General features: G+C 59.6%; 21 protein-coding genes. 18 read left to right on the forward strand and 3 right to left on the reverse strand.

Annotation, left to right across the window (positions count from 1 at the left end; genetic code table 11):
- Positions 1–171 precede the first annotated feature (171 nt).
- A complete protein-coding gene (locus ACXAEW_RS11465; protein WP_474941432.1) occupies positions 172–1,296 on the reverse strand; it encodes a Gfo/Idh/MocA family protein in 1,125 nt (374 codons plus the stop codon).
- 102 nt (positions 1,297–1,398) lie between these two features.
- Here ACXAEW_RS11465 and ACXAEW_RS11470 point away from each other — a divergent pair, with 102 nt between their 5' ends.
- The 10 genes from ACXAEW_RS11470 (at position 1,399) to ACXAEW_RS11515 (ending at position 12,937) form a co-directional block, all read left to right on the forward strand.
- Positions 1,399–2,229, forward strand: a complete 831-nt coding sequence (locus ACXAEW_RS11470) for a MurR/RpiR family transcriptional regulator (RefSeq protein WP_474941433.1) — start codon at positions 1,399–1,401, stop codon at positions 2,227–2,229.
- A 226-nt stretch (positions 2,230–2,455) separates the two neighbouring features.
- Entirely contained in the window at positions 2,456–3,376 is a 921-nt protein-coding gene (locus ACXAEW_RS11475) for a sugar ABC transporter substrate-binding protein (protein WP_474941434.1), read from the forward strand.
- Between the two features lie 77 nt (positions 3,377–3,453).
- Positions 3,454–4,560 (forward strand): ABC transporter permease, encoded by a 1,107-nt coding sequence (locus ACXAEW_RS11480; RefSeq protein WP_474941435.1) that lies wholly within the window; start codon positions 3,454–3,456, stop codon positions 4,558–4,560.
- A 1-nt stretch (position 4,561) separates the two neighbouring features.
- Complete coding sequence (locus tag ACXAEW_RS11485) at positions 4,562–5,383, forward strand: ATP-binding cassette domain-containing protein (protein ID WP_474941436.1); 822 nt, start codon at positions 4,562–4,564, stop codon at positions 5,381–5,383.
- A gap of 201 nt (positions 5,384–5,584) precedes the next feature.
- Positions 5,585–7,504 (forward strand): bifunctional 5-dehydro-2-deoxygluconokinase/5-dehydro-2-deoxyphosphogluconate aldolase, encoded by a 1,920-nt coding sequence (locus tag ACXAEW_RS11490; RefSeq protein ID WP_474941437.1) that lies wholly within the window; start codon positions 5,585–5,587, stop codon positions 7,502–7,504.
- 5 nt (positions 7,505–7,509) lie between these two features.
- Positions 7,510–9,357, forward strand: a complete 1,848-nt coding sequence (gene iolD / locus ACXAEW_RS11495) for a 3D-(3,5/4)-trihydroxycyclohexane-1,2-dione acylhydrolase (decyclizing) (protein ID WP_474941438.1) — start codon at positions 7,510–7,512, stop codon at positions 9,355–9,357.
- A 237-nt stretch (positions 9,358–9,594) separates the two neighbouring features.
- Entirely contained in the window at positions 9,595–10,101 is a 507-nt protein-coding gene (locus tag ACXAEW_RS11500; RefSeq protein WP_474941439.1) for a flavin reductase family protein, read from the forward strand.
- A 138-nt stretch (positions 10,102–10,239) separates the two neighbouring features.
- Positions 10,240–11,301, forward strand: coding sequence for a Hint domain-containing protein (locus ACXAEW_RS11505; protein WP_474941440.1), 1,062 nt, complete (start codon positions 10,240–10,242; stop codon positions 11,299–11,301).
- Positions 11,302–11,553: 252 nt separating this feature from the next.
- A complete protein-coding gene (rpsD, locus tag ACXAEW_RS11510; protein ID WP_474941441.1) occupies positions 11,554–12,174 on the forward strand; it encodes a 30S ribosomal protein S4 in 621 nt (206 codons plus the stop codon).
- Positions 12,175–12,376: 202 nt separating this feature from the next.
- Positions 12,377–12,937 carry a PA14 domain-containing protein gene (locus ACXAEW_RS11515; RefSeq protein ID WP_474943030.1) on the forward strand — a complete coding sequence of 187 codons (561 nt, stop codon included), beginning with the start codon at positions 12,377–12,379 and terminating at the stop codon, positions 12,935–12,937.
- An 18-nt stretch (positions 12,938–12,955) separates the two neighbouring features.
- Here the strand turns inward: ACXAEW_RS11515 and ACXAEW_RS11520 are convergent, their stop codons facing one another.
- The gene (locus ACXAEW_RS11520; protein ID WP_474941442.1) at positions 12,956–13,417 is read right to left on the reverse strand and encodes an Lrp/AsnC family transcriptional regulator; all 462 of its coding nucleotides are present in this window, start codon (positions 13,415–13,417) and stop codon (positions 12,956–12,958) included.
- Between the two features lie 102 nt (positions 13,418–13,519).
- On the opposite strand from ACXAEW_RS11520, the gene ACXAEW_RS11525 reads away from it, so the two are divergent.
- From ACXAEW_RS11525 to ACXAEW_RS11545, 5 genes are all read left to right on the forward strand, one after another.
- Positions 13,520–14,941 (forward strand): aminotransferase class V-fold PLP-dependent enzyme, encoded by a 1,422-nt coding sequence (locus ACXAEW_RS11525; RefSeq protein ID WP_474941443.1) that lies wholly within the window; start codon positions 13,520–13,522, stop codon positions 14,939–14,941.
- 97 nt (positions 14,942–15,038) lie between these two features.
- Positions 15,039–16,688, forward strand: coding sequence for a peptidoglycan-binding domain-containing protein (locus ACXAEW_RS11530; protein WP_474941444.1), 1,650 nt, complete (start codon positions 15,039–15,041; stop codon positions 16,686–16,688).
- 73 nt (positions 16,689–16,761) lie between these two features.
- Positions 16,762–17,859, forward strand: coding sequence for a histidinol-phosphate transaminase (gene hisC, locus ACXAEW_RS11535; protein WP_474941445.1), 1,098 nt, complete (start codon positions 16,762–16,764; stop codon positions 17,857–17,859).
- Positions 17,856–18,770, forward strand: a complete 915-nt coding sequence (locus tag ACXAEW_RS11540) for a prephenate/arogenate dehydrogenase family protein (protein WP_474941446.1) — start codon at positions 17,856–17,858, stop codon at positions 18,768–18,770. Before hisC ends, ACXAEW_RS11540 begins: the two co-directional genes overlap by 4 nt.
- The gene (locus ACXAEW_RS11545; protein ID WP_474941447.1) at positions 18,770–19,474 is read left to right on the forward strand and encodes an extensin-like domain-containing protein; all 705 of its coding nucleotides are present in this window, start codon (positions 18,770–18,772) and stop codon (positions 19,472–19,474) included. The genes ACXAEW_RS11540 and ACXAEW_RS11545 overlap by 1 nt, the downstream gene beginning before the upstream one ends.
- 161 nt (positions 19,475–19,635) lie before the next feature.
- Here the strand turns inward: ACXAEW_RS11545 and ACXAEW_RS11550 are convergent, their stop codons facing one another.
- Positions 19,636–20,640 (reverse strand): DUF2125 domain-containing protein, encoded by a 1,005-nt coding sequence (locus ACXAEW_RS11550; RefSeq protein WP_474941448.1) that lies wholly within the window; start codon positions 20,638–20,640, stop codon positions 19,636–19,638.
- Positions 20,641–20,709: 69 nt separating this feature from the next.
- On the opposite strand from ACXAEW_RS11550, the gene ACXAEW_RS11555 reads away from it, so the two are divergent.
- The 3 genes from ACXAEW_RS11555 (at position 20,710) to ACXAEW_RS11565 (ending at position 24,885) form a co-directional block, all read left to right on the forward strand.
- Positions 20,710–21,240, forward strand: a complete 531-nt coding sequence (locus tag ACXAEW_RS11555) for a gamma-glutamylcyclotransferase (RefSeq protein WP_474941449.1) — start codon at positions 20,710–20,712, stop codon at positions 21,238–21,240.
- Positions 21,241–21,330: 90 nt separating this feature from the next.
- Entirely contained in the window at positions 21,331–22,506 is a 1,176-nt protein-coding gene (locus ACXAEW_RS11560) for a biopolymer transporter ExbB (RefSeq protein ID WP_474941450.1), read from the forward strand.
- Positions 22,507–22,509: 3 nt separating this feature from the next.
- Positions 22,510–24,885 (forward strand): peptidoglycan -binding protein, encoded by a 2,376-nt coding sequence (locus ACXAEW_RS11565; RefSeq protein WP_474941451.1) that lies wholly within the window; start codon positions 22,510–22,512, stop codon positions 24,883–24,885.
- Positions 24,886–24,905 lie beyond the last annotated feature (20 nt).

Here is a 24,905-nt window from a genome sequence, read left to right on the forward strand (position 1 = left end):
CGACAACATTTTCCCGGCCCGCGGGGGCCCGCAGGACATGCTGCAGGCCAAGAGTATTTTGGCAACATGTGGTGACTTGTCAACATTTTTTGATCTACGCGAGGCCGGGAGGCCAAATTTGCCGTTACGTCAAGCCGCCACCCGGTCAGGCAGGTGGCGGCTGGCTGAGGTTTACAGCGTCACCCGCGTGCCGTCCCCGCGGGCGGAGGTGGCAATAGCGTGAATAACCTTTTCAAACTCCAGCGCGGCTTTGAAATCCGGATAGGCGTCGGTGCCCTCATAGATTGCATCCACAAACCGCGCGGCTTCGATGATCTTCAGGTCATTGAACCCCAGCTGGTGGCCGGGTGCAGGGCAGAACTGGCCATAGGGCGCATGTTCCGGCCCTGTCAGGATGGTGCGAAACCCTTGCGTCGCCTTGGGGCCGTCGTTGGTGTAAAGCTGCAGCTCGTTCATACGTTCCTGGTCAAAGCAGATCATCCCCTTGGTGCCGTGCACCTCCCAGGCCAGGCGGTTCTTGCGTCCCCAGGCCGAACGCGAGGTCGACATGGAGCCCTGCACACCATTGGCAAATCGAACCAGAGCAGTGGCCGTGTCTTCGTTCTCGACCCTGGCGGCGCCGCTGCCATCGGGCAGGGGGCGGGTTTCGTAAACGGTCTGCATATCCGCAATCAGGCTGTCGATCGGGCCGCACAGCCCATAGGCCATAGAGACCAGGTGACAGCCAAGATCCCCCAGCGTCCCCAGCCCTGCATCTGCCAGCTTTGCGCGCCAGGTCCAGGGCAGGTTTGGGTCGGCCTGGTAATCCTCGTCCACCCAGCCGCGGAAATGCACAATTCGTCCGATCACATCCTGCTCGATCAGGGCCTGCGCATGGGCAAAGGCCGGGTTGTGAATGTAGTTGTAGCCGACCATGGTGCGCACATCATGCGCCTCTGCGGCGGCGGTCATTTCCTCTGCGTCCTGTTGTGTCAGCGCCATCGGTTTTTCGCACCAGACATGTTTGCCAGCTTCGATCGCTGTCATTGCCATATCCTTGTGCAGATGGTTTGGCGTGGTGATCGAGACAACGTCGATCCCGGGATCGGTGACGGCGGCCTGCCAGTCCTCGGTCGCGCGTCGAAAGCCGAACTGATCGGCAAAAGCTGTGGCCCGTTCCAGCGGCGTGTCGCACAGCAGATCCAGGTCGACGCGCCGGTCCTCTCCCAAGACCGCACGCAGGTTGCGCCAGGCCAGCGCATGGGTTTTCCCCATGAAGCCGGTTCCGATCAATGCCACTTTAAGCGGTGTTCCCATCTGCTCCTCCCATAAAGCATTCGAGATTTTTGGTGGAATTTATGTTCTAAATTTGCTATCTGTATTTGATTGCGTTCTGTCAATGGATTTGAGGAGGAGCCCATGGGCATACGTCCCCCCCCGACCAGTATTGAGGGGTTTCACGCGCGTTTGAAAGACGTCTCGGCCGATCTTCCCAAACGTATGCGTCAATGCGCTGAATATCTCGCAGAAAATGCGGACCGTGTTGCCGTCTCTACGGTGGCTGAGCTTGCCGCAGGCGCCGGGGTCCAGCCTTCGGCCATGATGCGGTTCTGCGGGATCCTGGGATTTGCCGGCTACAGTGACATGCAAAAGCTGTTTCGAACCGCCTATGCGCCGGGTCTGCCTGATTATTCGACCCGATTGGTAAACCTGCGCCAGCGCGGCGCGGGTAGCCCATCAGCCCTTTTGGCGGAATTTGTCGACGCAGGGCGTATGTCATTAGAGAATTTGGCAAATACAGTGGACGCCAGGGCTCTGGATGAGGCGGTGGCGACATTGTGTCAGGCCGAGATGATCCATGTCATCGGCCTTCGGCGGGCGTTTCCGGTGGCAACCTATCTAACCTATGCCTTTGAGAAGATGAATATTCCGGCGATGTTGCATGACGGAACCGGAAAGCTTGATCACCGTTGTGCACTGCGTCAGGGCGATGCGGTGATTGCCATTACCTTTGCCCCCTATAGTCAGGAAACCGTGGATCTGGCCAATGAGGCCGCAGGGCGCGGGCTGCCGGTGGTTGCGATTACCGATACCATCATGAGCCCGCTTCATCTGCCCGGGGTGCTGCCTCTGTCCGTGTCCGAAGTTGATTTCGGCTCATTTCGTGCGCTTTCGGCAACCCTGTCGCTTGCCATAACGATAGCTGTGGCCGTAGGGGCGCGTCACGATCAGGTCGATATGGAATTATAAACTTGATTTCTGCCGTAATAGAATGAATATTCCATTAAGGCGGTGGGGGCGATTCTGCATTCCGGCAGAAAAGGCGCTGCTGTCTGTTGGAGGGTCCCGCAGGTGATGCGGGATCAGGGATCTCTGGATAAACCGGAGGCAGCGTTGGCACGGGTTTCATCTGCGGGCTGATGTTATTTTTGGCGTATGCTTTTTGTGCGCTGATTGATCATGGGAGGATCAAGTTATGAAGAGACTTTTGGCTGGTGTTTTTGCGGCTGGTGCGTTGAGTGTTTCAGCGCCTGTTTTTGCGCAGGACATCATTGTTGTTGCGCATGGTCAGGCGAATGATCCGTTCTGGTCTGTTGTGAAGAACGGTGTTGAGGAAGCGGGTAAGGATACGGGTGTGAATGTTGATTTCCGCTCTCCTGAGACGTTTGACATGGTTGCGATGTCGCAGCTGATTGATGCAGCGGTGAACCAGGAGCCGGATGGTCTGGTTGTTTCGATCCCGGATGCGGATGCGTTGGGCCCGTCGATTGAACGTGCGGTTGCGGCTGGTATTCCGGTGATTTCGATCAACTCTGGTTCTGATGTGTCCAAGGGTCTGGGCGCGCTGCTGCATGTGGGTCAGGACGAGTATGACGCGGGCAAGGCTGCGGGCGAGAAGCTTGCGGGCATGGGCGGCACCTCTGCGATCTGTGTGAACCAGGAAGTTGGCAATGTTGCGCTGGATCTGCGCTGCGAGGGTTTCCTTGCGGGATTTGGCGGCACGGGGTCTGTTCTTCCGACGACCAATGACCCGACCGAGGTTGAGGCCAAGGTTGCGGCGGCGCTGTCGTCTGATGAGAGCATCGACACCATCATGGCGCTGGGAGCGTCGACTGCGGGTGAGCCTGCGGTTGCGGCGGCCAAAGCGTCTGGCCGTGATGTGAATGTTGCCACGTTTGATATGTCTGCGCCGTTCCTGCAGTCGATCATGGCGGGCGACGCGGCCTTTGCAATTGACCAGCAACAGTTCCTGCAGGGGTACCTGTCGGTGAACTTCCTGGCGCTGCACGCCAAATACGGTCTGATGCCGGGTGGCAATGTGCCGTCTGGTCCGAACCTGATCACCGCCGACAAAGCCGGTCAGGTTGTTGATCTGTCGGCCAAGGGCATCCGCTAAGCCCGGGCCGGATTTAATCCGAATGCAACCAAACGGAGCGGCGCGTCAGGCGCCGTTCCTCACTCTGGGAGGAAGACATGAGTGTAACAACTCAAGATGCCGGGGATGAGAGGATCAAGTCTGAACCGCTTCTCACCAAATTGATGAAACGCCCTGAGCTGGGTGCCATCGCGGGCGTGGTCCTTGTATTTCTGTTTTTTGCGATCACGGCGGACCGGTCGATGTTCAGCCTCTCGGGGGTTATGAACTTTATGACCCCTGCCTCGCAGCTGGGGATCCTGGCGATCGGGGCAGCCCTGTTGATGATTGGCGGTGAGTTTGACCTGTCGATTGGCTCGATGGTGGCCTTTGCGGGTCTGTTCTTTGGGGTCTGTGTGGTGAACTGGTCGCTGCCTCTGGTGGTTGCGATCCCGATGACCTTTGTTTTTGCAGCGCTTGTGGGTGCGATCAACGGCAATATCGTGATGCGCTCGGGGCTTCCGTCCTTCATTGTGACGCTGGCGTTCCTGTTTATCCTGCGGGGTCTGTCGCTGGTGGGTCTGAAGCTGGCCACGGGCGGGTCGACCCAGCTGCGCGGCGTGCGCGATGCGATCGAGGGGGACTGGCTTGCGCCGGTGTTCTCGGGCGAGGCCTTTGGCGGCCTGTTTGCCTGGCTGGCAGAGGCGGGTGTGATTGCCACCTTCAAGAGCGGTGCGCCCAAGGTGCCTGGCATTCCGGTTGAGATCCTGTGGTTCATCGCAATTGCGCTGGCGGCGACCTATGTGCTGCTGCGCACGCCTGCGGGCAACTGGATCTTTGCGTCGGGCGGGGACAGCAATGCGGCGTCGAATTCCGGTGTTCCGGTGCGCAAGATCAAGGTCTCTCTGTTTATGCTGACGGCCTGCTGTGCGGCTTTGGTGGCGATCATCACAGTGATGGATGCCGGTTCGACCGATGCGCGGCGTGGCTTCCAGAAAGAGTTCGAGGCGATCATCGCGGCGGTGATTGGTGGCTGTCTTCTGACCGGTGGCTATGGTTCTGCGATCGGTGCGTTTTTTGGCTCGATCATCTTTGGCATGGTTGTGATTGGCCTGACCTATACGGATTTTGACCAGGACTGGTTCCAGGTTTTCCTGGGGGCGATGCTGCTGATTGCTGTTCTGTTCAACAATGCGATCCGCAAACGTGTGACAGGGGAGCGCTGATATGACTGAGGATAGCACATTCCACCACGGTGATGCGGCTGATGCTGCGGCTCCGATCGTGCAGATGAAGAACATCGAGAAGCATTTTGGCAATATCATCGCGCTGGCGGGGGTGAGCTTTGATGTGCGCCCCGGTGAATGCCACTGCCTTCTAGGGGACAACGGCGCGGGGAAATCGACCTTTATCAAGACGATGTCGGGGGTTCACAAACCCACCAAAGGGGAGATCCTCTTTGAAGGGAAGCCGATGAACTTCAACAGTCCGCGCGATTCCATGGAGGCCGGGATTGCCACCGTGTTCCAGGATCTGGCGATGATCCCGCTGATGAGCGTGACGCGCAACTTCTTCATGGGGCGCGAGCCCACCAAGGGGCGCGGTTTGCTGAAGCGCTTTGATGTGGAACACGCCAATGATGTCTGCGTGGAAGAGATGCGCAAGATGGGCATCAACCTGCGCGGTCCCGATCAGGCGGTTGGCACGTTGTCGGGCGGCGAGCGCCAGACGGTTGCCATTGCGCGTGCGGTTTATTTTGGCGCCAAGGTTCTGATCCTGGATGAGCCGACCTCGGCCCTTGGGGTGCGTCAGACCTCCAATGTTCTGGCCACCATCGATAAGGTGCGCAACCAGGGCGTGGGCGTTGTCTTTATCAGCCACAACGTGCGCCATGCGCTTGCGGTGGGGGATCGGTTTACGGTTCTTAATCGCGGCAAGACGCTTGGCACGGCCAAACGGGGGGAGATCACCCCGAACGAGCTGCAGGATCTGATGGCGGGCGGGCAGGAGCTTGCGCAGCTGGAAGGGTCGCTTGAGGGCACGATCTGACACGGCGGATCGGGCAGAGACAACCCGCAGCCTGACCCCTCCTCCCGAAGGGCAGGCGATGCGGGGGCGCGGGGAGGGGTGCTGCTTCTCCCCGCCGCAAAGACGGCACAAGAGGGCCAGGGCGGGCGCAGCGGGGACGGATCCCGCAGCCTGCACCGCCTGGGATACGGAAACTTTTGAAGTCCTGAAGAGGAAAAGACCATGCACAAGCATCTCGATGTGATCACCATCGGGCGGTCCTCGGTCGACCTTTACGGCGCGCAGATCGGTGGGCGGCTGGAGGATATGTCCTCCTTTAACAAATACATCGGCGGCTCGCCCACGAATATTGCGGCGGGCACGGCGCGCCTGGGGCTGAAATCGGCGCTGATCACCCGGGTGGGCGACGAACATATGGGCCGCTTCATCCGCGAGGAGCTGGCGCGTGAGGGGGTGGACACCACCGGTGTGATCACCGACCCCGAGCGTCTGACGGCGCTGGTGCTTCTGGGCATTCGCGACCAGGAACAGTTCCCGTTGATCTTTTACCGCGAGAACTGCGCCGATATGGCGCTGAGCGCGGATGACATTGATCCGGACTTTATCGCTTCGGCCAAGGCGGTGGTGGCCACGGGCACCCATCTGAGCCATCCGAATGTGGAGGCGGCGACGCTGAAGGCGCTGCACCTGGCCCGTGAAAGCGGCGCGCAGACGGCGCTGGATATTGATTACCGCCCGAACCTCTGGGGGGTTGCGGGCCATGGCGACGGTGAGAGCCGGTTTGTCGAAAGCCAGGCGGTCACCGAGAAGCTGCAGTCGACGCTGCATCTGTTTGACCTGATTGTGGGCACCGAGGAAGAGTTCCATATTGCCGGGGGCACCACCGATACAATTGCGGCCCTGCGCGCGGTGCGCCAGGTGTCGGCTGCGACGCTGGTGTGCAAACGCGGTCCGATGGGGGCTGTGGCCTTTGGCGGTGACATTCCCGACAGTCTGGATGACGGCGAAAGCGGTCCGGGCTTTCCGATCGACGTGTTCAATGTGCTGGGGGCCGGGGACGGGTTTATGTCCGGTCTGCTGAAGGGCTGGATCGAGGGGGAAGACTGGCCCACCGCGCTGACCTATGCCAATGCCTGTGGCGCTTTTGCGGTCAGCCGCCATGGCTGTACCCCGGCCTATCCCAGCTGGGAGGAGTTGCAGTTCTTCCTGAAGCGCGGGGTCAAGGAGAAGGCGCTGCGCAAGGATCTCGAGCTGGAGCAGCTGCATTGGTCCACCAACCGCAAGGGCGACTGGTCCACCATGCGGGTCTTTGCCTATGACCACCGCATGCAGCTGGAAGAGCTGGAGGGCGCGACGGACGCCAAGATCGGCAGCTTCAAGGAGCTGTGTCTGGAGGCCACCGCAGCGGTGGCCAAAGGGCAGCCCGGCTATGGTCTGTTGTGTGACAGCCGCCTGGGGCGCGATGCGCTTTACAAGGCGGCAGGCCAGGGGTTGTGGATCGGCCACCCGGTGGAGTGGCCCGGCTCACGGCCGCTGCGGCTGGAGCCTGAGATCGGCGCCGATTTTGGCGGGCTGAATGAATGGCCGCTGGAACATGTGGTGAAGGTTCTGTGTTTTTATCACCCCGATGATACGGATGAGATGAAGGCCGACCACGAAGACACGATCAAACGCCTGTTTGAAGCCTGTCGCCGCAACCGACTGGAGATGCTGCTGGAGGTGATCCCCTCCAAGGCGGGTCCGGTGAATGACACCACAACAGCCGAGGTGATCCAGCGGTTTTACGATATTGGCGTCTACCCTGACTGGTGGAAGCTGGAGCCGATGACCACATCTGCGGCCTGGGAGGCCACGGTGGCGGCGATCACCCGCAATGATGCCAATACCCGGGGTATTGTGATCCTGGGGCTTGCGGCGTCCGAGGCGGAACTGGCGGCCAGTTTTGAAGTGGCGGCGGCCTATCCGCTGGTCAAGGGCTTTGCGGTGGGGCGTACCATTTTTGGCGATGCGGCCAAGGCCTATATGACCGGGGAGATCTCGGACGCGGATGCGGTGGCCGATATGGCGGGCAGATATCAGCGCCTTTGTGAGATCTGGGACACAGCGCGGGGCAAGGCCCATTGGCCGAGTAACGAAGGATAAGAGCGATGAGCAAGACGATCCGACTGACAGCGGCGCAGGCGATGGTGCGCTATCTTCAGGCGCAGCTGACCGAGACCGGAGAGCCCTTTATTGCGGGCTGTTGGGCGATCTTTGGCCATGGGAATGTGGCCGGGATTGGTGAGGCGCTTTATGACGCGCGCGAAACCTTCCAGACCTGGCGTGGCCATAACGAGCAGACCATGGCCCATGCGGCGATTGCCTATGCCAAACAATCGGGGCGTCAGCGCGCCATGGCGGTGACCTCCTCGATCGGCCCCGGCGCCACCAATCTGGTGACCGCCGCCGCGCTGGCCCATGTGAACCGGCTGCCGCTGCTGCTGATCCCCGGCGACGTATTTGCCAACCGCGGCCCCGATCCCGTGTTGCAGCAGATCGAGGATTTTGGCGATGGCACCATCAGCGCCAATGACTGCTTCAAACCGGTCAGCCGCTATTTTGACCGGATCACCCGGCCCGAGCAGCTGCTGACCGCGCTGCCGCGCGCCTTTGCCACGATGACCGATCCGGCCGATTGCGGCCCGGTGACCCTGGCGTTCTGTCAGGATGTGCAGGCCGAAGCCTATGATTACCCGGAGGCGTTCTTTGAGCCCAAGACCTGGTATCAGCGTCGCATTCGCCCTGATGCGGGTGAGCTGGCCCGTGTGGCCGCGGCGCTGAAGGCGGCCAAAGCCCCGGTGATTGTGGCCGGGGGCGGCGTGCATTACGCGGGCGCAACCGAGGATCTGAAAGCCTTTGCCGAGGCGCATCAGATCCCGGTGGTGGAAAGCCAGGCCGGGAAATCTGCGCTGGCCTGGGATCATCCGCTGAACCTCGGCCCGGTGGGGGTGACGGGGGCGTCCTCGGCCAATACGGTCTGCGCGGCTGCGGATCTGGTTCTGGGTGTGGGCACGCGGTTCCAGGATTTTACCACCGGCTCCTGGGCGCTGTTCCAGAACCCGGAGCGCCAGCTCGTCAGCCTCAATGTGGCGGCCTATGATGCGGTGAAACACGGCGCTCTGCCCATGCAGGCAGATGCCAAAGTGGGCCTTGCAGAGCTGAGCGCGGCCCTGAGTGCGGACCTGGGAACACATGTGTTCAAGGCGCCGTCGCCAGAGCTGAAAACCAGCTGGTTTTCAGCTGTGGATCCGCTGTGTGACGCGCCTGCAGGGGAGGCGGCCAATGCGCTGCCCACCGACCAGCAGGTCATCGGCGCGGTGCAGCGCGCCTCAAACGAGGACACCGTGGTGATGTGTGCCGCAGGCACCATGCCCGGCGAATTGCACAAACTCTGGAAAGCGCCGCGCCCCGGGGCCTATCATATGGAATACGGCTATTCTTGCATGGGCTATGAGGTGGCAGGCGCCATGGGCATCAAAATGGCCCAGCCCGAGCGTGACGTGATCTGCATGGTCGGCGATGGCTCCTACATGATGGCCAACTCGGAACTGGCCACCGCCTGTATGATGGGGATCAAGATCACCCTGGTGATCACCGACAACCGCGGCTACGGCTGTATCAACCGGCTGCAGATGGGCACCGGCGGGGCAGAGTTCAACAACCTCTTGGAACACAGCTACCATGTGAACCCCTCCGACATCGACTTTGTCGCCCATACCGCCGCCATGGGCGCCACTTCCGAAAAGGTCAAAACCATCGCCGAGCTGGAACAGGCCCTCACCCGCGCCAAAAAGGCCAAGGGACCCTATGTCGTCGTCATCGACACAGACCCATACCCCAGCACACCAGACGGCGGACACTGGTGGGACGTCGCCGTCCCAGAAGTCTCAAACAGAGACAAGGTCAAACAAGCAAGAAAAACATACGAAACAAACATACGCGCAAGATTAAACTAAGCGCGGCACGTGTGGAGCCCACAAACACCTGTCCCGGATCCGGGGCAGGTGTTTTTCTGTTTGTGTCGGGGTGAAGAATAAATACTGCGCAAAACTCGTCCGGTTCGCTTTGTCCTGCAGGAGCTTACGTATAGTTCCTTATGGTATTGGCAGAATTCTCCCGCAGTGGCTCTGGTAGCTTTTCGGATTTTCTGGTTTAGGTGAACCCACGATACCGATTTGGAGCAGCGGCCGGTTATGACTGAAGTGACCCATTTCACGCCAGAAGGCGACGATGCCCGTATGTTGCGTGATGCATTTGGATGTTTCACCACCGGTGTCACCGTAGTGACGGTTGCAACACAGGATGGTCCGGCGGCCATCACGGCCAACAGTTTTTCTTCGGTCTCTCTGGCCCCGCCGTTGCTGTTGTGGTCGTGCGATCGCAAGTCGCGGCGGTTTTCCTATTTCGAGCAGGCGGATCATTTTGCAGTTCATATTCTGTCGGCGGACCAAAAGGATCTGTGTTGGCAGGTGGCCAAGGACGCTTTTTGCCTGGCGCCGTTGGACCTTGCGGTGAGCCCTGAAGGCGTACCGCTTCTGGAAGGGGCTTTGGCGCGATTCGAATGCAAGCGCTATGCGGCCTATGATGGCGGTGATCACATGATCTTTGTTGGTCAGGTTTTGCGCGGTGCCATGGCCAAAAGCGGCGTTCCTTTGGCTTTCTTCAAAAGCCAACCGGGCGGGTTTTCCCCTGAGCCATAGGGGATTCTGGGGCGACTGGAGGCGCATTGCGGCTTTCGCGCCACGCTTAGTAAAATCACCAAAAACGAATATTTGTCCGGGCAGGGTGTTTTGTTAACTTCTCGTTAATAAATATAAACCGAGGCAGGATTAGAGCAGATGAGAGCGGGCTTGGACGGCGCGTTTGTAATCTCTTGGTCGCAGACAGATATAGACGGGCTTCCCGCGGCCACACCTGATAGGCTGCAGGTTGGCTCGGCTTGGGTATGGCATGGGGATGTCGTGCGGGTGGATGGGCCTGCAACCGGACTGCGGCTGGATGCGAACGAGAGCGAAGACCTGACGCGCCATCGCGCGGCAAAAATCGTGCGCAAAATGATAGGAACACCCTGCGCACAGGTTCCTGACGTGGCGCTGGGGCAGGACGTGTCATCTTTGCGCGACAGCTCCTTTGTGGTGACCAACGGGGTGCAGAGTTTTTCCGTAACCCTGATTGACGTGGGGCCGGGGCAATTACCGCTGGTTCTGTTTCTGGGCGCTGTGCCGCCGCGTGAACAGGAGCTGTGGGTGGTTGAAATCAAATTGGACCCGTTGCGCTCGGCGGCGGTGACAGAGCGCAACGGGGTGATCTGTTTCACTCCGGGGACGCGGATTGCCACGCCGGATGGGGCGCGCCGCGTCGAAGATCTGCGCGAAGGCGATATGGTCGAGACCCGCGATAACGGAGCTCAGCCCTTGCGATGGATCGGGGGGCGCCGGATGAGCGGGGCGCGGCTTTATGTGATGCCGTCCCTGCGGCCTGTGCGCATTCGGGCTGGGGCTCTTGGGATTGAACGGCCCGAAGAAGAGTTGCTGGTCTCTCCGGAACATCGGATGTTGATCAAGGGGGCGCATGTGCAGGCCCTGTTCAACACACCCGAGGTCATGGTGGCCGCGCGGGATCTGATCAATAACCGGACCATTCTTGTGGATCATCAGGTGCGGCAGGTGACCTATATTCATATGCTGCTGGATGGCCATCAAGTGGTCTGGGCCAATGGGGTGGAGACAGAGAGCTTTCACCCGGCGTCGGCCACGCTGGATGCGCTGGATGTGGGGGATCGTCAGCGCCTGCTGGCGGAATTGCCCGATGTGCAGGACAACCCGATGGGGTTTGGCGGCTTTGTCCGCCGCAATCTGAACCCGTCAGAGGCGGCGATCCTGCTGCATGAGGCGGCCTGAGGTCTGATTTGCAACCTGGCCAGCCACATGGCCATGGTTGCGGTCTGATGCGATAATTGCGCTTGCGGGCAGGAAGGCTGTTGACACCCGCCCGCAATCCTATAGAAGCGCGACTTCATTGGTGTTGGTGGCCCCCGCAAGGGGATGCCTGTCATGGATGTGGTTCAAAGCGCAAGTTTTGAGTTCGTTCAAGAGGACAACGCCCTTCATAGTGGCCAGCTTTGGCCTCGTTACATCGAAGGAGATCAGCGTATGACTAAACGTACCGCTGCCAAGTATAAAATTGACCGCCGTATGGGCGAAAACATCTGGGGTCGTCCGAAGTCCCCGCTGAACCGTCGTGAATATGGCCCCGGCCAGCACGGTCAGCGCCGCAAGGGCAAGCTGTCCGACTTCGGTATCCAGCTGCGTGCCAAGCAGAAGCTGAAAGGCTACTACGGCGACCTGACCGAGAAACAGTTCCGTCGCATCTATGCCGACGCTGAGCGCGTAAAGGGCGATACCGGTGAAAACCTGATCGGTCTGCTGGAGCGCCGTCTGGACGCAGTTGTTTACCGCGCGAAATTCGTGCCGACCGTTTTTGCTGCACGTCAGTTCGTGAACCACGGCCACGTGCTGGTTAACGGCAAGAAGGTGAACATCCCGTCTTACCGCGTCAAAGAAGGCGACGTAATCGAAGTTCGCGAAAAGTCCAAGCAAATGGCCGCCATTCTGGAAGCTGTTCAACTGGCAGAGCGTGACGTTCCGGATTACATCGACGTTGACCACTCCAAACTGACCGCGACATACGTTCGCGCACCGGGCCTGTCGGATGTTCCGTACCCGGTTGTTATGGAACCGAACCTGGTTGTTGAATTCTACGCGAAGAACTAATCTTCGCCGAAAATGCAAGACATTCCAAAGGGTCGCCAGTGGGCGGCCCTTTTTTGTGTGGAAACACAGGGGAATGGATCATTGCGATTGCCAAGTCGGATCAAATTTTCATAGAGTTTTTGCGTTGGTGTAATAGAGGCGCCTCAGCTTTGGACGGTTGGGTCACAAGCGCCCAAGACAACGGGGAATTACAATGAACGTCATGAAACTGGCTTTGGGTCTGGCCTTGGGGATGTGCGCGCAGATGGCCGTCGCCGGAGCGCTGAAACTGCAGCCCGCGGATCCGCAGCCTACAAATCTGAAACCGGGTCTGGCGGTGCGTTATGCCTATCCCGCCGATGTAAAAACCTTGAAGTCTGCCGAAAATGCTCTGCGCTACAAGGTTGAACAGGGCGCTCCAATTGCCGGGCTGGATCATCGGGATACGGATATTGGCGAAAAGGTGATGACCTCCAAACGTGCGGAGCGTGTGGTTGCGGATATCTCCGGTTATGTGCGGTTTGATGCGCCGGGCCTATATACCATTGATTTTCTGACCAACGATGGATTGCGTGCCACGGTTGGGGGCCAGACCGTCGGAGAATTTGACGGGCGGCAACCCTGTGAAGAGACCTTTGCCGTGGATGTCGAGGTGCCCAAGGCCGGGTGGTATCCGTTGAAAGCACTGTATTTCCAGCGCACAAATACGGCATGTCTGCATATGCGGATGGGGCCTCAAGGCAAACGTCCCAAGTGGATGCCGGACAGCGCGTTTGGTCATTAAGCCTTTACGGTCAAGATATTACAGCGGAAGAGGGCGCCCTTCCGCAATCGCTTCCATCGCGAAGTAAGACGTCACGCTGTCCAGCTCTACCCCGGCGATCAGCCGTTGGTAGACCTTGTCATAGCTGGGCATATCCTGGGTCACGACCTTGAGCTGATAGTCATAATCGCCACCAATACGGTGGAAATCGACCACCTCGGGGATGGTCAGCACGTGTCGTCTGAACGCGGCCAGCCATTCCGCCGAGTGGTGCCGGGTGCGCAACATCACAAAAACCACCAGATCCAGTCCCAGCGCTTGCCGGTCAATCCGGGCGGTGGTGCCTTGTAAAACGCCTGCCTCGTCCAGCGCGCGCAGCCGCCGCCAGCAGGTGTTTTGCGACAGGTTCAGCTTTTCGGCCAGCTCCCGCTGGGACAGGCTGGCGTCCGTTTGCAGGGCCCTTAGCAATGCGCGGTCAATCTGATCTATTTTTTCGCTCATTGGCAATCATATGAACGATAGTCCGGTGAATTCAACGATAAATATGAGGCATTTTCTAAATCAAAGGGTGTCATTATGGCTGGAACCAGAACGGAGACACCGATGTCCTTTACCACCTTCAAAGCCAAACTGGCCCAGCATGTCGCGGCCCGAACCCTGAGCGATGAGATCATTGGTGAAGGCACAAAGATCCCTGGTCTCAATGGAGATGTGCCGCTGGTCTATGCGGATTACGTCGCCTCGGGCCGGGCGATGCGGGTTGTGGAAGAGTTCATCGCGGCCGAGGTACTGCCGTTTTACGCAAATTCCCATACCGAGGCGTCGTTTTGCGGCGAGTACATGACCCAGATGCGCCGTGCGGCGCGGGCAGAAATTGGCGCAGCTTGTGGCGCAATGGCAGAGGATACGGTGGTCTTTGCCGGATCCGGGGCCACGGCCGGGCTAAACCGGTTGGTGAGCCTCTTTGGGGTGAATGAGGCCGCGCGCCCGGTTGTGTTTATCGGGCCTTATGAACATCACTCCAACATCTTGCCCTGGCGGGAGAGCCGTGCGGAGGTTGTCGAGATCCCCGAAGCCGATACCGGGGGCGTGGATCTGCTGGCGTTGCAGGCGGCGTTGGAGGCGCATCAGGATGCGGACCTCAAGATCGGCAGTTTCTCTGCCGCGTCCAATGTAACGGGAATTGTGACCGACCCGGATCCGGTGTCGCGCCTGCTGCGGGCCCACGGCGCGCGGGTGGTCTGGGATTATGCGGGGGCGGGCCCATATGTGCCGATCGACATGGGCGCAAACGGAGCGGTGCGTAAAGACGCGGTCGTTGTGTCCCCTCATAAATTTGCGGGTGGGCCGGGCGCATCAGGTGTGTTTATCGTGAATCAATCCGCGGTGACCCGGCAAACGCCAAGCTGGCCGGGTGGGGGAACTGTGCGCTTTGTCTCGCCCTGGCGTCATGATTACAGTTCTGATCTGGCCGCGCGTGAAGAGGCGGGCACGCCCAATGTCGTTGGTGACATCCGTGCGGCGCTGGCGTTTCTGGTCAAGGACGCCGTGGGTCACAGAGCCATCGCTGAGATCGAAGAGAAATATGCCGGGATGGCCCGTGCGGCCTGGGCGGATCATCCGCAGATCACCCTGTTGGGGCATCCAGAGGCCAAGCGTCTTCCGATCTTCTCCTTTGCGGTGCGCGATCCGCGCGGCACGCCGGTTCACCAGCAGCTCTTTACCCGGATGCTGAGCGATATCTACGGCATTCAGGCGCGGGGAGGATGTGCCTGCGCAGGCCCTTACGCACACCGGCTTCTGGGCATTGATGCAAACGGATCTGAGGCGCTGTTTGCACGGTTGGATGCGGGGCAGGAGCTGGAAAAACCGGGCTGGGTGCGGCTCAACTTCTCTTATCTGATGTCACCTGAGACCGTGGAATATGTACTGCGATCAGTGATTGAGCTGGCAGAGCAGGTGGATCAGCTGTGCCCGGCGTATCGTGCGGATCCGGCCACTGCCCGGTTCAAGGCTGCAGGCTGAGGGGTGCGCGGGCAATAAAATTCCCCTGAAGCAAGAGGTGACAGAATAAAAAAACCATGGCAACATTTCACCGTTTGTTAATGTGTGGAGCATTGTTATGGCGCTCAGTCTTTCGGCCCCTGTGGGGGACAAAAACCGTATTACAAAAACCGATCCCAAGACCGGAACCAGCAAGTTCAAACCGGTGAAAAACGCACCTTCTGATGTGAAGATGGTGCGGCTGATGCTCAAGGCGAATGGCTATTCCAATATCGAGATCTCGGGCAAATGCGATGCAGGCTTGATCAAGCTGATCCGGGATTTTCAGTCCAAGAAGGTTGGATACAAGAAGCCCGACGGGATCGTGGATCCGGGCCTTGGCACCTGGAAGACCGGCCTGCCGAAATTGCAGAAGATGATTGCGGACGACCAGAAGGTGGAAGTCTATGAGATCAAGGAAGAGGGCAAAACCAAGCAGGTCAAGGTCGATGAATTCCTGGCCGGTGAAAAAGCCCTGCGCCACGAGATCCTGTCCAAGGCCAATATGATGTACGGTCAGGCCGAAACCTGGGTCGATTTCTGCAATGATGTGGAAAAGACCCGTCAGGCCGAAGACGGTATGATGATGGCGATTGTGGAATTCACCATGTCGACCGTCAACAGCGACACCGATCCGCCCTGGAGTGCCATTCTGAAGGCGCGTTCCGAGGCCTCTTCGCTCCAGTCTTTGGTCAAACGCGACAGGCCGGATTGGAAGAAGGTCCAGAAACAGGATGCCAAGGCGACGCGGGCCTATAACGACGGGCAGAAGGCGTTTCAGAAGTTCATTGACGCGCGTATCGGTTCGGCCAGCAAGGCGATTTTCACCCTGGAAATCGTGCGCGAGACATCATTCACCATTATCGAGGTCTATGCCACCGCGCGTCTGATGGCGACCAAGGGGATGGACCCCTGGAAAGCCCATGCCATTGCGGCAGCGGGCACCGAGGCGATGAAATCCGGTGCCGGTCAGTTTGGGGAATATCTGGCGGGCAACAAGGTGACATGGGAGGGCGCGGCCAAGAAGGTTGCAACCGATACCTTCTTTGCCGCTCTGGCCGGTGCGGCTGGCGGGAAACTGGGCGGGGCTTTCCTCAAAGGGATTGCGGGTAAGGTTGCCGCGCAATTGCCTTCCAAAGCGTTCCAGACCTTCTCGCAAAAGGCGCTCACCCAGTTCATGGAGAAAATGTTCACCACTGCGGTAGGACAAGAGCTGATCAACAACGCCGCCAAAGAGGCGATTATGCTGTTCAAACCTCTGGTGGAAAAGGGGCGTCCCCCCAACCAAAAGGAAGTTCTGGACGCCATTGTCAAAACTTTGACCGGTGGTTTGATGAAAGCCGCGCCGATGAAAAACGTCAGCGAATTTGCGGGCAGCTATATGTCCAATACTCAGAACTGGCTGCTGAAAAAGATGATCCCTTCGACGATGGACGGCATGGTCAAAAAGGAACTGGCCAAGAAATACGGGCCGGATGTGGTTGAGGCTTTTGCGGAAAAACACGGTCCAAAGATCTACAAGGACATTGCCGATTCCGTGAACAGCAAGACGATCATCCAGTTTGCAAACGATATTCTGGGCGGGTCTGATGGCAGCAAATCCGGGAAATCCATGCAGAAATCCATGGAGGAGGCGATGCGCAAAGACGCCAACCTGCGCAAACAAATTGCCGCCATGATCCAGAAAAAAGCGGATGCAGAACTGAAAAAAATGGCCAAAGCGGGCTAGGGCGCGCAGTCTTGCCGCTTTTCCATCGGCTGCGGTGGCGATATGAGTGGGTCGATCAAAGGAGCCCAAGCATATGACGCAGATCACACCGCAGCCCGGAATCATGGATATCGCCCTCTATCAGGCGGGTAAATCCCATGTGGCGGGCCAAGAGCGGGTTATCAAGCTCAGCGCAAATGAAAACCCGCTTGGCCCAAGTCCCAAGGCCATTGCTGTCGCACAGGCCGCCGCACCCGATCTGCATCGATATCCTTCGACCGATCACGCGTCATTGCGCGCAGCCATCGGAGAGGTCCATGGGCTGGACGCGGATCGTGTGATCTGCGGTGTCGGCAGTGACGAGGTTCTTCAGTTCATCACCCAGTCCTATACCGGGCCGGGGGATGAGGTGATCTATACGGAACACGGGTTTTCCATGTACCCGATCCTGGCCCGGCAGGCGGGGGCAACCCCGGTTTGTGTCCCGGAAAAGGAGCGCCGGGTGGATGTCGATGCGATCCTGGCCGGGGTGACGGAGCAGACCCGATTGGTCTTTTTGACCAATCCGGGCAATCCCACCAGCACCATGATCCCCGAGAGCGAGGTCGCGCGCCTGGCAGAGGCTTTGCCTTCACATATCCTGTTGGTGATTGATGGGGCCTATGCGGAGTTTGTGCGCGGGGCGGAGCCGTTTGACGGAGGTGCTGCGCTGGTGGACAGACATCCCAATGTCATCATGACGCGCACCTTCTCCAAGATCTATGGGTTGGGGGGATTACGTGTGGGGTGGGGCTATGCACAGCGAGAGATCATTGATGTTCTGAACCGGGTGCGCCAGCCTTTTAACCTGTCAAACCTGTCTCTGGCCACGGCCGAGGCAGCGCTGTTGGACCGCGACTATCTGCAGCTGTGCCAGAGCGAAAACGCCAGATGGCGAGACTGGCTGGCGGCTGAGCTGGCTGCCGTGGGGGTGCCTTCGGATGAGAGCCATACCAATTTCATTCTGGCCAGGTTTGCCAACCAACAAGAGGCAGAGGCCTGCGACGCGCTGTTGCAGTCACGCGGCATTATTGTGCGCAAGGTCGCAGGCTATGGCATTCTTGATGGATTGCGCATCACGGTGGGCGATGAAGAAAGCACCCGCGCCGTTGCGGCAGTCATAAAAGAGTTCAAGGAAGGCGCGCGCGCATGACAACAATTGTTTATGAGCGCGTGGCGCTGATTGGCCTGGGGCTGATCGCATCGTCGATGTTCTGGGCCATGAAACGCGGTGGTCTGGCCGGTGAAGTCACAGGCTTTGCCCGCAGCGGCGAAACCCGCGAGACTGCGCGCCGCATTGGCCTGTGTGATCGGGTCTGTGACAGCGCAATTGAGGCGGTGCAGGACGCCGATCTGGTGGTTCTCTGCGTGCCGGTCGGGGCAATGGGCGCGGTGGCCGCCGAAATCGCGCCGCATCTGAAACCGGGGGCAACCGTGTCGGATGTGGGCTCGGTCAAGGGGCATGTGATCAAGGATGTAATGCCGCATCTGCCGGAGGGTGTGCATTTTGTCCCCGCCCACCCGCTGGCAGGGACGGAACATTCCGGTCCGGAATCGGGCTTTGCTGAACTTTATGATAATCGCTGGTGCATTCTGGTGCCGGTGGAGGGCACCGACCCTGCCGCAACCGCGCGCCTGCGCGCCCTTTGGGAAGGGATGGGGGCCAATGTGGATGAGATGGACGCGGACCACCATGATCTGGTGCTGGCGGTGACCTCTCATGCGCCGCATTTGATTGCCTATACAATGGTCGGCGTGGCGGATGACCTGCGGCGTGTGACGGATAGCGAGGTTATCAAATATTCGGCTGCGGGGTTTCGGGATTTTACCCGGATTGCAGCATCGGACCCGACCATGTGGCGCGATGTGTTCCTGACCAATAAGGACGCAACGCTTGAGATCCTGGGGCGTTTTACCGAGGAGCTTTTTGCGCTGCAGCGGGCGATCCGCACCGGTGACGGAGAGCATTTGCATGACTATTTCACCCGCACCCGTGCAATCCGGCGTGGCATTATCGAGGCCGGTCAGGATACGGCGGCACCGAATTTTGGGCGGAAAACGTGATGAGATATTTGGTTGCTTCCGCAGTTTTGGCCGTGGTTCTGGGGGCGGGGTCTGTCGCGGCGGATCAGTTGGGGGCCGCCCCGTCTGACGCAGGCGACTTCACATGGCAACTGCCCAACCGGATTGATGGGCGCATGGTTTTGCCGGATCTGGTGGAGCCGGTTCTGTTTGGCAATCGCAAACGGCGCAAGGCTTCGGTCTGTGGTGACATAGATATTCAGGGCGAAGAGGTGGGTGCGGTGCCCGGGCGTCTGAATGGCTGCGGTGCACAGGATGCCGTGCGGGTGCGCGCGATTTCCGGTGTGAGCCTCAGTCAGCAGTCGGTCATGACCTGCGACACTGCTCATGCGTTGAAGAAATGGGTGGAGAACGGCGTGCAGCCGGCCTTTCGCAAGGATGTGGTAGGGCTGCGGGTTGCGGCCCATTATGCCTGCCGGACCCGCAACAATCGCCCCGGTGCCAAGATCTCGGAACATGGGCGCGGCAAGGCGATCGATATTTCTGGGTTTATCCTGAAGAATGGAGACGTTGTAACCGTTCTGGAAGGTTGGAAACATCGCAAGTCCCGTAAGCGGTTGGAAAAGGCCTGGAAAGCGGCCTGTGGACCGTTTGGCACGGTATTAGGGCCAAGGGCGGACCGTTATCATCAAGATCATTTCCATCTGGACACCGCGCGCCACCGAGGTGGCCCATATTGCCGGTAAAAGCAGTAAAGGCACCGGGCAGCTCCCGCGCCTGAAGGGGCCTTGCGGCCCATTACAGCCTTGGGCGTGGCATCGCGCCAAAGGCGCGATGCGGTCGCATCCGGTGGCAAGCAGCAGCCTGTTTCAGCCAAATGGGACTGCAGCCGCCCAATCGGGCCGCATCAGTGTAAAAGAATGCGCGGGGCGGGCCCCAGAGGCAAAGGACCAAGCATCATATTGCCGCGTACAAATGTGAGCCGCAGTTCGAGCCGGTCAGGATGGCCGCCGCGTCCGGCCAGGAGTGTCAGAACCTGTTCCACGTTGTTTCGCAGACTGGCGTTCAGGAAGCCGGATTCCTCTGCCAGGGTCAACATGCGCTGCCAGTCCTGGGCCTGAAGCGTGACCGCTCCATCGGGTTGGCCGGTTTCATCCACGCTCAGCTCACCTGATGCGCGCAGGAGCATGGGTCCCCATTGGGCGCGGGCGTCTTGCAGGTGAATGTGGCGGGGCTGAGGGCGGCGCAATTCCAGCGCGCGGCGGTCCCAGGCGGTGTCAAAGGTTGCGGTTGCGCGAAACTCCAGAGCCTCAAAATGTTCCGGCAATCCTTGGCTGGCAGACAGAAGCCTGCGCGTGGCCCCAAGAAGCTCCAGTTCCGGGATATTGCCCTGCAGGTCATAGGAGCGCGCGCCGTCGTCCGTCTCGGCCATGCGCAGCAGTACGGCCTGGCCGCCAAAGAGCGGCTCGCTCCCGGTATCAATTTGCCAGGAGCCGGCCACCAGATCCATATGTTCAAGCGCCAGCGCACGGCCGGGCGCAAGTCCAAGGCTGGCGCGCATGTCTTTGGCCGTCAGTGTCAAGGTTTTGTCGAAATAGGAAAACCGCTGAGGCGTGGCGGGAAACATCAGCCCCTGGTGGGCAGGGGAAACTGCCGCGTTGTGAAAGGCGATCCAATCTGCACTCCAGGCTGTTCCGGTGCCCGGGTCAGCCAGCACCGGGTTGAGGATGCGGGTCTCATGGTGGAGCGGATAGCCAGCGGTTTCGAACCCATCATATTCCGCATGCCAGCCCTCGCGGATACGTTCCGCAAACCAGGCCGTAAAGCCCTCACGCAAGGCCCATGCTGCCACGCCCCAGTAGGCGCTCCACAAAACGCAGATCACCAGCAGCCAATTGATCACCCGGCGCATATCACGCCCCCCTTTTCGCAGCTTTGAAATGCTGTTTATAAGGTGCAGTCAGAAAGGACCAGTAACGACATGACGATGTGGGTATTTGGATATGGATCGCTGCTGTGGAACCCGGGGTTTCCGGTGGCACAGAAGCGCGCGGCAACCTTGCATGGATTTGCGCGGTCTTTCTGCATGTGGTCGATCCACCATCGCGGGACGGAGGAAAACCCCGGTCTGGTTCTGGCTCTTGATGAGGTCAAGGGCGCCCATTGCACCGGGATGGCCTTGGCTGTGGAGCCGGGACACGAAAAAGTGACGCTGGAGCAGCTGCGTGAGCGTGAGTTGATTTCTTCGGCCTATGTGGAACGTGATCTCCATGTGGAGCTTGAGGACGGCAGCCAGGTCGAAGCGGTGACCTATGTGATAGACCCAGATCATGTCCAGTACTGCGGCGGCATGCCATTGGAGAGCCAGGCGCAAGTGATTGCACGGGCCATCGGCGGACGGGGGCCAAATACAGAATATCTCTATAATACGGCCGAGCATCTGGCTGAAATCGGCTTGGAAGATGACGATCTGAACTGGTTGGCGGCGCGCGTGCGGCAATTGAGGGCGTAAACGCACGATAAACACTTGGCTCTGAAAGCTCTTTCCCTATAGGCTCGGCTCGGGACAACGAGCAGTAACAGGTGTCAGGAGCGAGACCCTATGGCGCAAAAAGAGCGCGAGGCGAGGCCACAGTTTTCTCAACCCGTCCGGCAGGTGATCATGATGTTGATCGCGCTGGGGCTCTCTGGATTTGGAGCCTTTGTTGCGCTGCCGCGGGTGCTTCCGGTTTTTGAGGCGAACCCCTGGTTGAACGGGTTTATCCTGTTTGTGTTTGTGGTCGGCGTGCTGGCCTGTTTCTGGCAGGTGGTGCAGTTGATCGGGTCGGTGCGCTGGATCGAACGCTTTGCCAGCGGCGAAACCTATGACGGCGACCGCCCGCCGTCGATGCTGGCGCCTTTAGCCTCTTTGCTGCGCTCACGTGGCGCGCGGATGCAGCTTGGCTCGTCTTCGACCCGGTCCATTCTGGACTCGGTCGCAACCCGCATTGACGAAGACCGCGAGATTACCCGCTATATCGTGAACCTCCTGATCTTTCTGGGCCTTCTGGGAACATTCTACGGTTTGGCCACCACGGTTCCGGCGGTGGTGGATACCATCCGCAGTCTGGCCCCGCGTGAGGGAGAGGAAAGCCTTGCGGTCTTTAACCGTTTGATGAGCGGGCTTGAATCTCAGCTTGGGGGCATGGGCGTGGCCTTTGCGTCCTCGCTTTTGGGGCTTGCGGGATCGCTGATCGTTGGCCTGTTGGAACTGTTTGCAGGGCACGGGCAGAACCGGTTTTACCGTGAGCTGGAGGAATGGCTGTCCTCCTTCACCCGCGTCAGCCTGTCGTCCGAGGATGCAGGCAGCGAAGGGGGAGCTGTCAGCCAGGTGTTGGACACAATGGCCGAACAGATGGAAGCGCTGCAAGAGATGTTTATGGATACGGCCGAGGCGCGAGGTAAATTGGATCAGAGAATGAATGATCTGATCAACGTGATTTCCGACATGAACCAGCGGCAGGACCGCACCGAGTCCGTCTCTGCGGCGATTGAGCGCGTGGCCGTGGGACAGGAGGCCCTGACCGAAATTCTGCGGGCACAGGGGGATGTGGGCATCGATGCAGAAAGCCGCATGCGGTTGCGGTCGATTGATGTGCAGATGTTGCGGATCCTCGAGGAAATGTCTGCGGGCCGTCAGGAAAGCCTGGCAGAGCTGCGCAAGGATATCGACCTGTTGGTCAAGGCGTTTGCCACTCCGCGAGGCCGGTCGAGACAGACACCGTCTGAGGGGGCGTAACCCATGGCCCTGTCGCGGCGCACCGGTCAGCGGTTCCAGGCCTCGATCTGGCCCGGATTTGTGGATGCGATGACCGGCCTTTTGCTGGTTTTGATGTTCGTCCTCACCATTTTCATGATGGTGCAGTTTGTCCTGCGCGAGACAATTTCTGGGCAGGAAGAGACGATTTCCGGTCAGGAGAACCGTCTGGAACAGCTTGCCGATGAGGTCAGTGCGCTGGCCCAGGCGCTGGGGTTGGAAGAACGGGAAAAGACAGAGCTGGAAACCCGGCTCGGGGCGCTGAATGCGACGTTGAACTCAACCCGGTCGCTGCTCAGCCAGACGCAGGCGCAATTGGCGGATGTGTCAGCGCAACGGGATCTGACAGCTTCGGAACTGGAAATCGCGCAAAACCGGATCACTGCATTTGAAGCGCAGGTCGCAGCGTTGATCACCAGCCGCGATGAAGCTGAGCGTCAGGTTTCTGCATTGGCGGCTGAACGGGATGATCTTCAGGCCCGTCAAAGCGAGTTAGTGAGCGAACAGGATGCCTTGAGCCTTGCTCTGGCAACCGCGCGACAGGAAATTGATGCCCAGATCGAAACCGCGCGTCTGGCAGCTGCCAAGCGAGAGGCGTTGGAAGCGTTGATCGCGGATCTTGAAACCCAGGGAACCGTCCAGTCCGAGGCGATTGCGGGGTTGCAGGAGCAGTTGAGCCAAGAGGAGGCGGCCCGTCTGGCTGAAGCCGCTGCTGCGCAAGCGTTACGGGACAAGCTGGCAAATGCGGACGCTGAGTTGACAGCCATGACACTTGCGCTGGAACAGCAGCGCCAGGAGGCTGAGGATACACTGACCCTTCTGGCGGCCGCGGATGCGGCACGTCGTCAGTTGAATTCCCAACTGGCAGAGGCGCTGGGCACGTTGGAAGCAGCCAAGGCGCAGGCAAAAGAGCGCGATGTCCTGGCCGAACGGCTGACGCGGGTTCTGGCGCAGATGGAAGTGTCCCAATCCGAGGCGGCAGCGCGTGTCTCTGCTCTTGAGGCGGAACTGGACCGTGTCCGCAGCTCGGGCGCAGAGAGCCAGAAGCAATTGCAGGGCGCTCTTGATGCAGCGCAGGCAGAGGCATTGCGCATCCAGCAGGAACTGGAGCGTCAGCTGGCCCAGCAGGCCGCCGAGTCCGTGCAAACGCAAAGCGCTTTTGACGAAGAGATTGCCCGCCTGAATGAAGACCGGGACAGCGCGGTCCGGGCCTATGAGCAAGCTCTGGCTGAGGCTGCCTCAAATGCGGCAGAGCAGGAAGAGCGCCTGCGTGCGGAGCTGGCCGATGCCGAGACCGAGTTCGCCTCGGCCAAGGCAAGTCTTGAAGCCCAATTGGCGCAGGCGCAGACGGATCTGGTGGCGGCGCGGGCTTCGACCACTTCAACCGAGGACCAGCGGGCCGAGATTGAAGCGCGCCTTCTGATGGCTCTGGAGGAGTTGGAACGCGCCAATGCAGCGGCGCAGGATGAAGACCTGCTGCAGGCCCGGCTTTTGGCGGCGCTGGAAGGTCAGGACGCGGCTGAAAATGCGGCGGCGCAAAGTCGAACACTGGCAGATGAACGCGCGGCCTTACTGGCACAGGCCCGTGCAGCTTTGGCGGATGAGCAGGCGATCTCGTTGGACGCGCAGAGGGAGACAGCCCTGTTGAACCAGCAGGTTGCAGCACTGCGGGAGCAATTGGGTAGCCTTCAGGCGTTGTTGGATGATTACGAGGCGCGCGATGTGGCGCAATCCGTGCAATTGCAAAGCCTCGGCCAGGATCTGAACGCCGCATTGGCGCGTGCGGCATCTGAGGAGCGGAAACGCCGTCTGTTGGAAGAGGCTGAGCGCAAGCGGCTGGAAGAGGAGAAGGCCGCATTGGCCCTGAAGGCGGAAACACTGGAAGCGGAGAGCGCGGATCTGGCGCGGTATAGATCCGAGTTCTTTGGCCGGTTGCGGGATGTTCTGGGCAATCAGGAAGGGGTGCGGATTCAGGGCGACCGCTTTGTCTTTGCATCGGAAGTTCTGTTCGACGCGGGGAGCGCGGACCTGTCGGGTGCCGGGCGGGCCGAGATCGCCAAAGTGGCGCGGATCCTGCAAAGCGTGGCGGCTGATATTCCGCCGGGACTGAACTGGATTATCAGGGTGGATGGGCATACGGATAATGATCCGGTGATCAACCACCCGAAGTTTGCCGACAACTGGGAGTTGAGTCAGGGCCGGGCGTTGTCGGTGGTACGGTATATGGTTGAAGTCCTTGGATTGCCACCTGAACGGCTGGCAGCCAACGGTTTTGGGGAGTTCCAGCCTGTAAACCCGGCGGATACGCCGGAGGCACGTGCGCAAAACCGTCGGATTGAACTGAAATTCACCGAACGCTGATCTGTGGACGGCATCAGCTG

The organism is Epibacterium sp. ABZ3_068, from assembly GCF_056159265.1.

Bases quoted from the DNA above. Each gene is read 5' to 3' on its own strand.
- ACXAEW_RS11465 (WP_474941432.1), bottom strand. From the start codon at position 1,296: ATGGGAACACCGCTTAAAGTGGCATTGATCGGAACCGGCTTCATGGGG.
- rpsD (WP_474941441.1), top strand. From the start codon at position 11,554: ATGACTAAACGTACCGCTGCCAAGTATAAAATTGACCGCCGTATGGGC.
- ACXAEW_RS11525 (WP_474941443.1), top strand. From the start codon at position 13,520: ATGTCCTTTACCACCTTCAAAGCCAAACTGGCCCAGCATGTCGCGGCC.
- ACXAEW_RS11540 (WP_474941446.1), top strand. From the start codon at position 17,856: ATGACAACAATTGTTTATGAGCGCGTGGCGCTGATTGGCCTGGGGCTG.
- hisC (WP_474941445.1), top strand. From the start codon at position 16,762: ATGACGCAGATCACACCGCAGCCCGGAATCATGGATATCGCCCTCTAT.
- iolD (WP_474941438.1), top strand. From the start codon at position 7,510: ATGAGCAAGACGATCCGACTGACAGCGGCGCAGGCGATGGTGCGCTAT.
- ACXAEW_RS11500 (WP_474941439.1), top strand. From the start codon at position 9,595: ATGACTGAAGTGACCCATTTCACGCCAGAAGGCGACGATGCCCGTATG.
- ACXAEW_RS11505 (WP_474941440.1), top strand. From the start codon at position 10,240: ATGAGAGCGGGCTTGGACGGCGCGTTTGTAATCTCTTGGTCGCAGACA.
- ACXAEW_RS11485 (WP_474941436.1), top strand. From the start codon at position 4,562: ATGACTGAGGATAGCACATTCCACCACGGTGATGCGGCTGATGCTGCG.
- ACXAEW_RS11490 (WP_474941437.1), top strand. From the start codon at position 5,585: ATGCACAAGCATCTCGATGTGATCACCATCGGGCGGTCCTCGGTCGAC.
- ACXAEW_RS11475 (WP_474941434.1), top strand. From the start codon at position 2,456: ATGAAGAGACTTTTGGCTGGTGTTTTTGCGGCTGGTGCGTTGAGTGTT.
- ACXAEW_RS11480 (WP_474941435.1), top strand. From the start codon at position 3,454: ATGAGTGTAACAACTCAAGATGCCGGGGATGAGAGGATCAAGTCTGAA.
- ACXAEW_RS11555 (WP_474941449.1), top strand. From the start codon at position 20,710: ATGACGATGTGGGTATTTGGATATGGATCGCTGCTGTGGAACCCGGGG.
- ACXAEW_RS11515 (WP_474943030.1), top strand. From the start codon at position 12,377: ATGAAACTGGCTTTGGGTCTGGCCTTGGGGATGTGCGCGCAGATGGCC.
- ACXAEW_RS11470 (WP_474941433.1), top strand. From the start codon at position 1,399: ATGGGCATACGTCCCCCCCCGACCAGTATTGAGGGGTTTCACGCGCGT.
- ACXAEW_RS11550 (WP_474941448.1), bottom strand. From the start codon at position 20,640: ATGCGCCGGGTGATCAATTGGCTGCTGGTGATCTGCGTTTTGTGGAGC.
- ACXAEW_RS11545 (WP_474941447.1), top strand. From the start codon at position 18,770: ATGAGATATTTGGTTGCTTCCGCAGTTTTGGCCGTGGTTCTGGGGGCG.
- ACXAEW_RS11530 (WP_474941444.1), top strand. From the start codon at position 15,039: ATGGCGCTCAGTCTTTCGGCCCCTGTGGGGGACAAAAACCGTATTACA.
- ACXAEW_RS11560 (WP_474941450.1), top strand. From the start codon at position 21,331: ATGGCGCAAAAAGAGCGCGAGGCGAGGCCACAGTTTTCTCAACCCGTC.
- ACXAEW_RS11520 (WP_474941442.1), bottom strand. From the start codon at position 13,417: ATGAGCGAAAAAATAGATCAGATTGACCGCGCATTGCTAAGGGCCCTG.
- ACXAEW_RS11565 (WP_474941451.1), top strand. From the start codon at position 22,510: ATGGCCCTGTCGCGGCGCACCGGTCAGCGGTTCCAGGCCTCGATCTGG.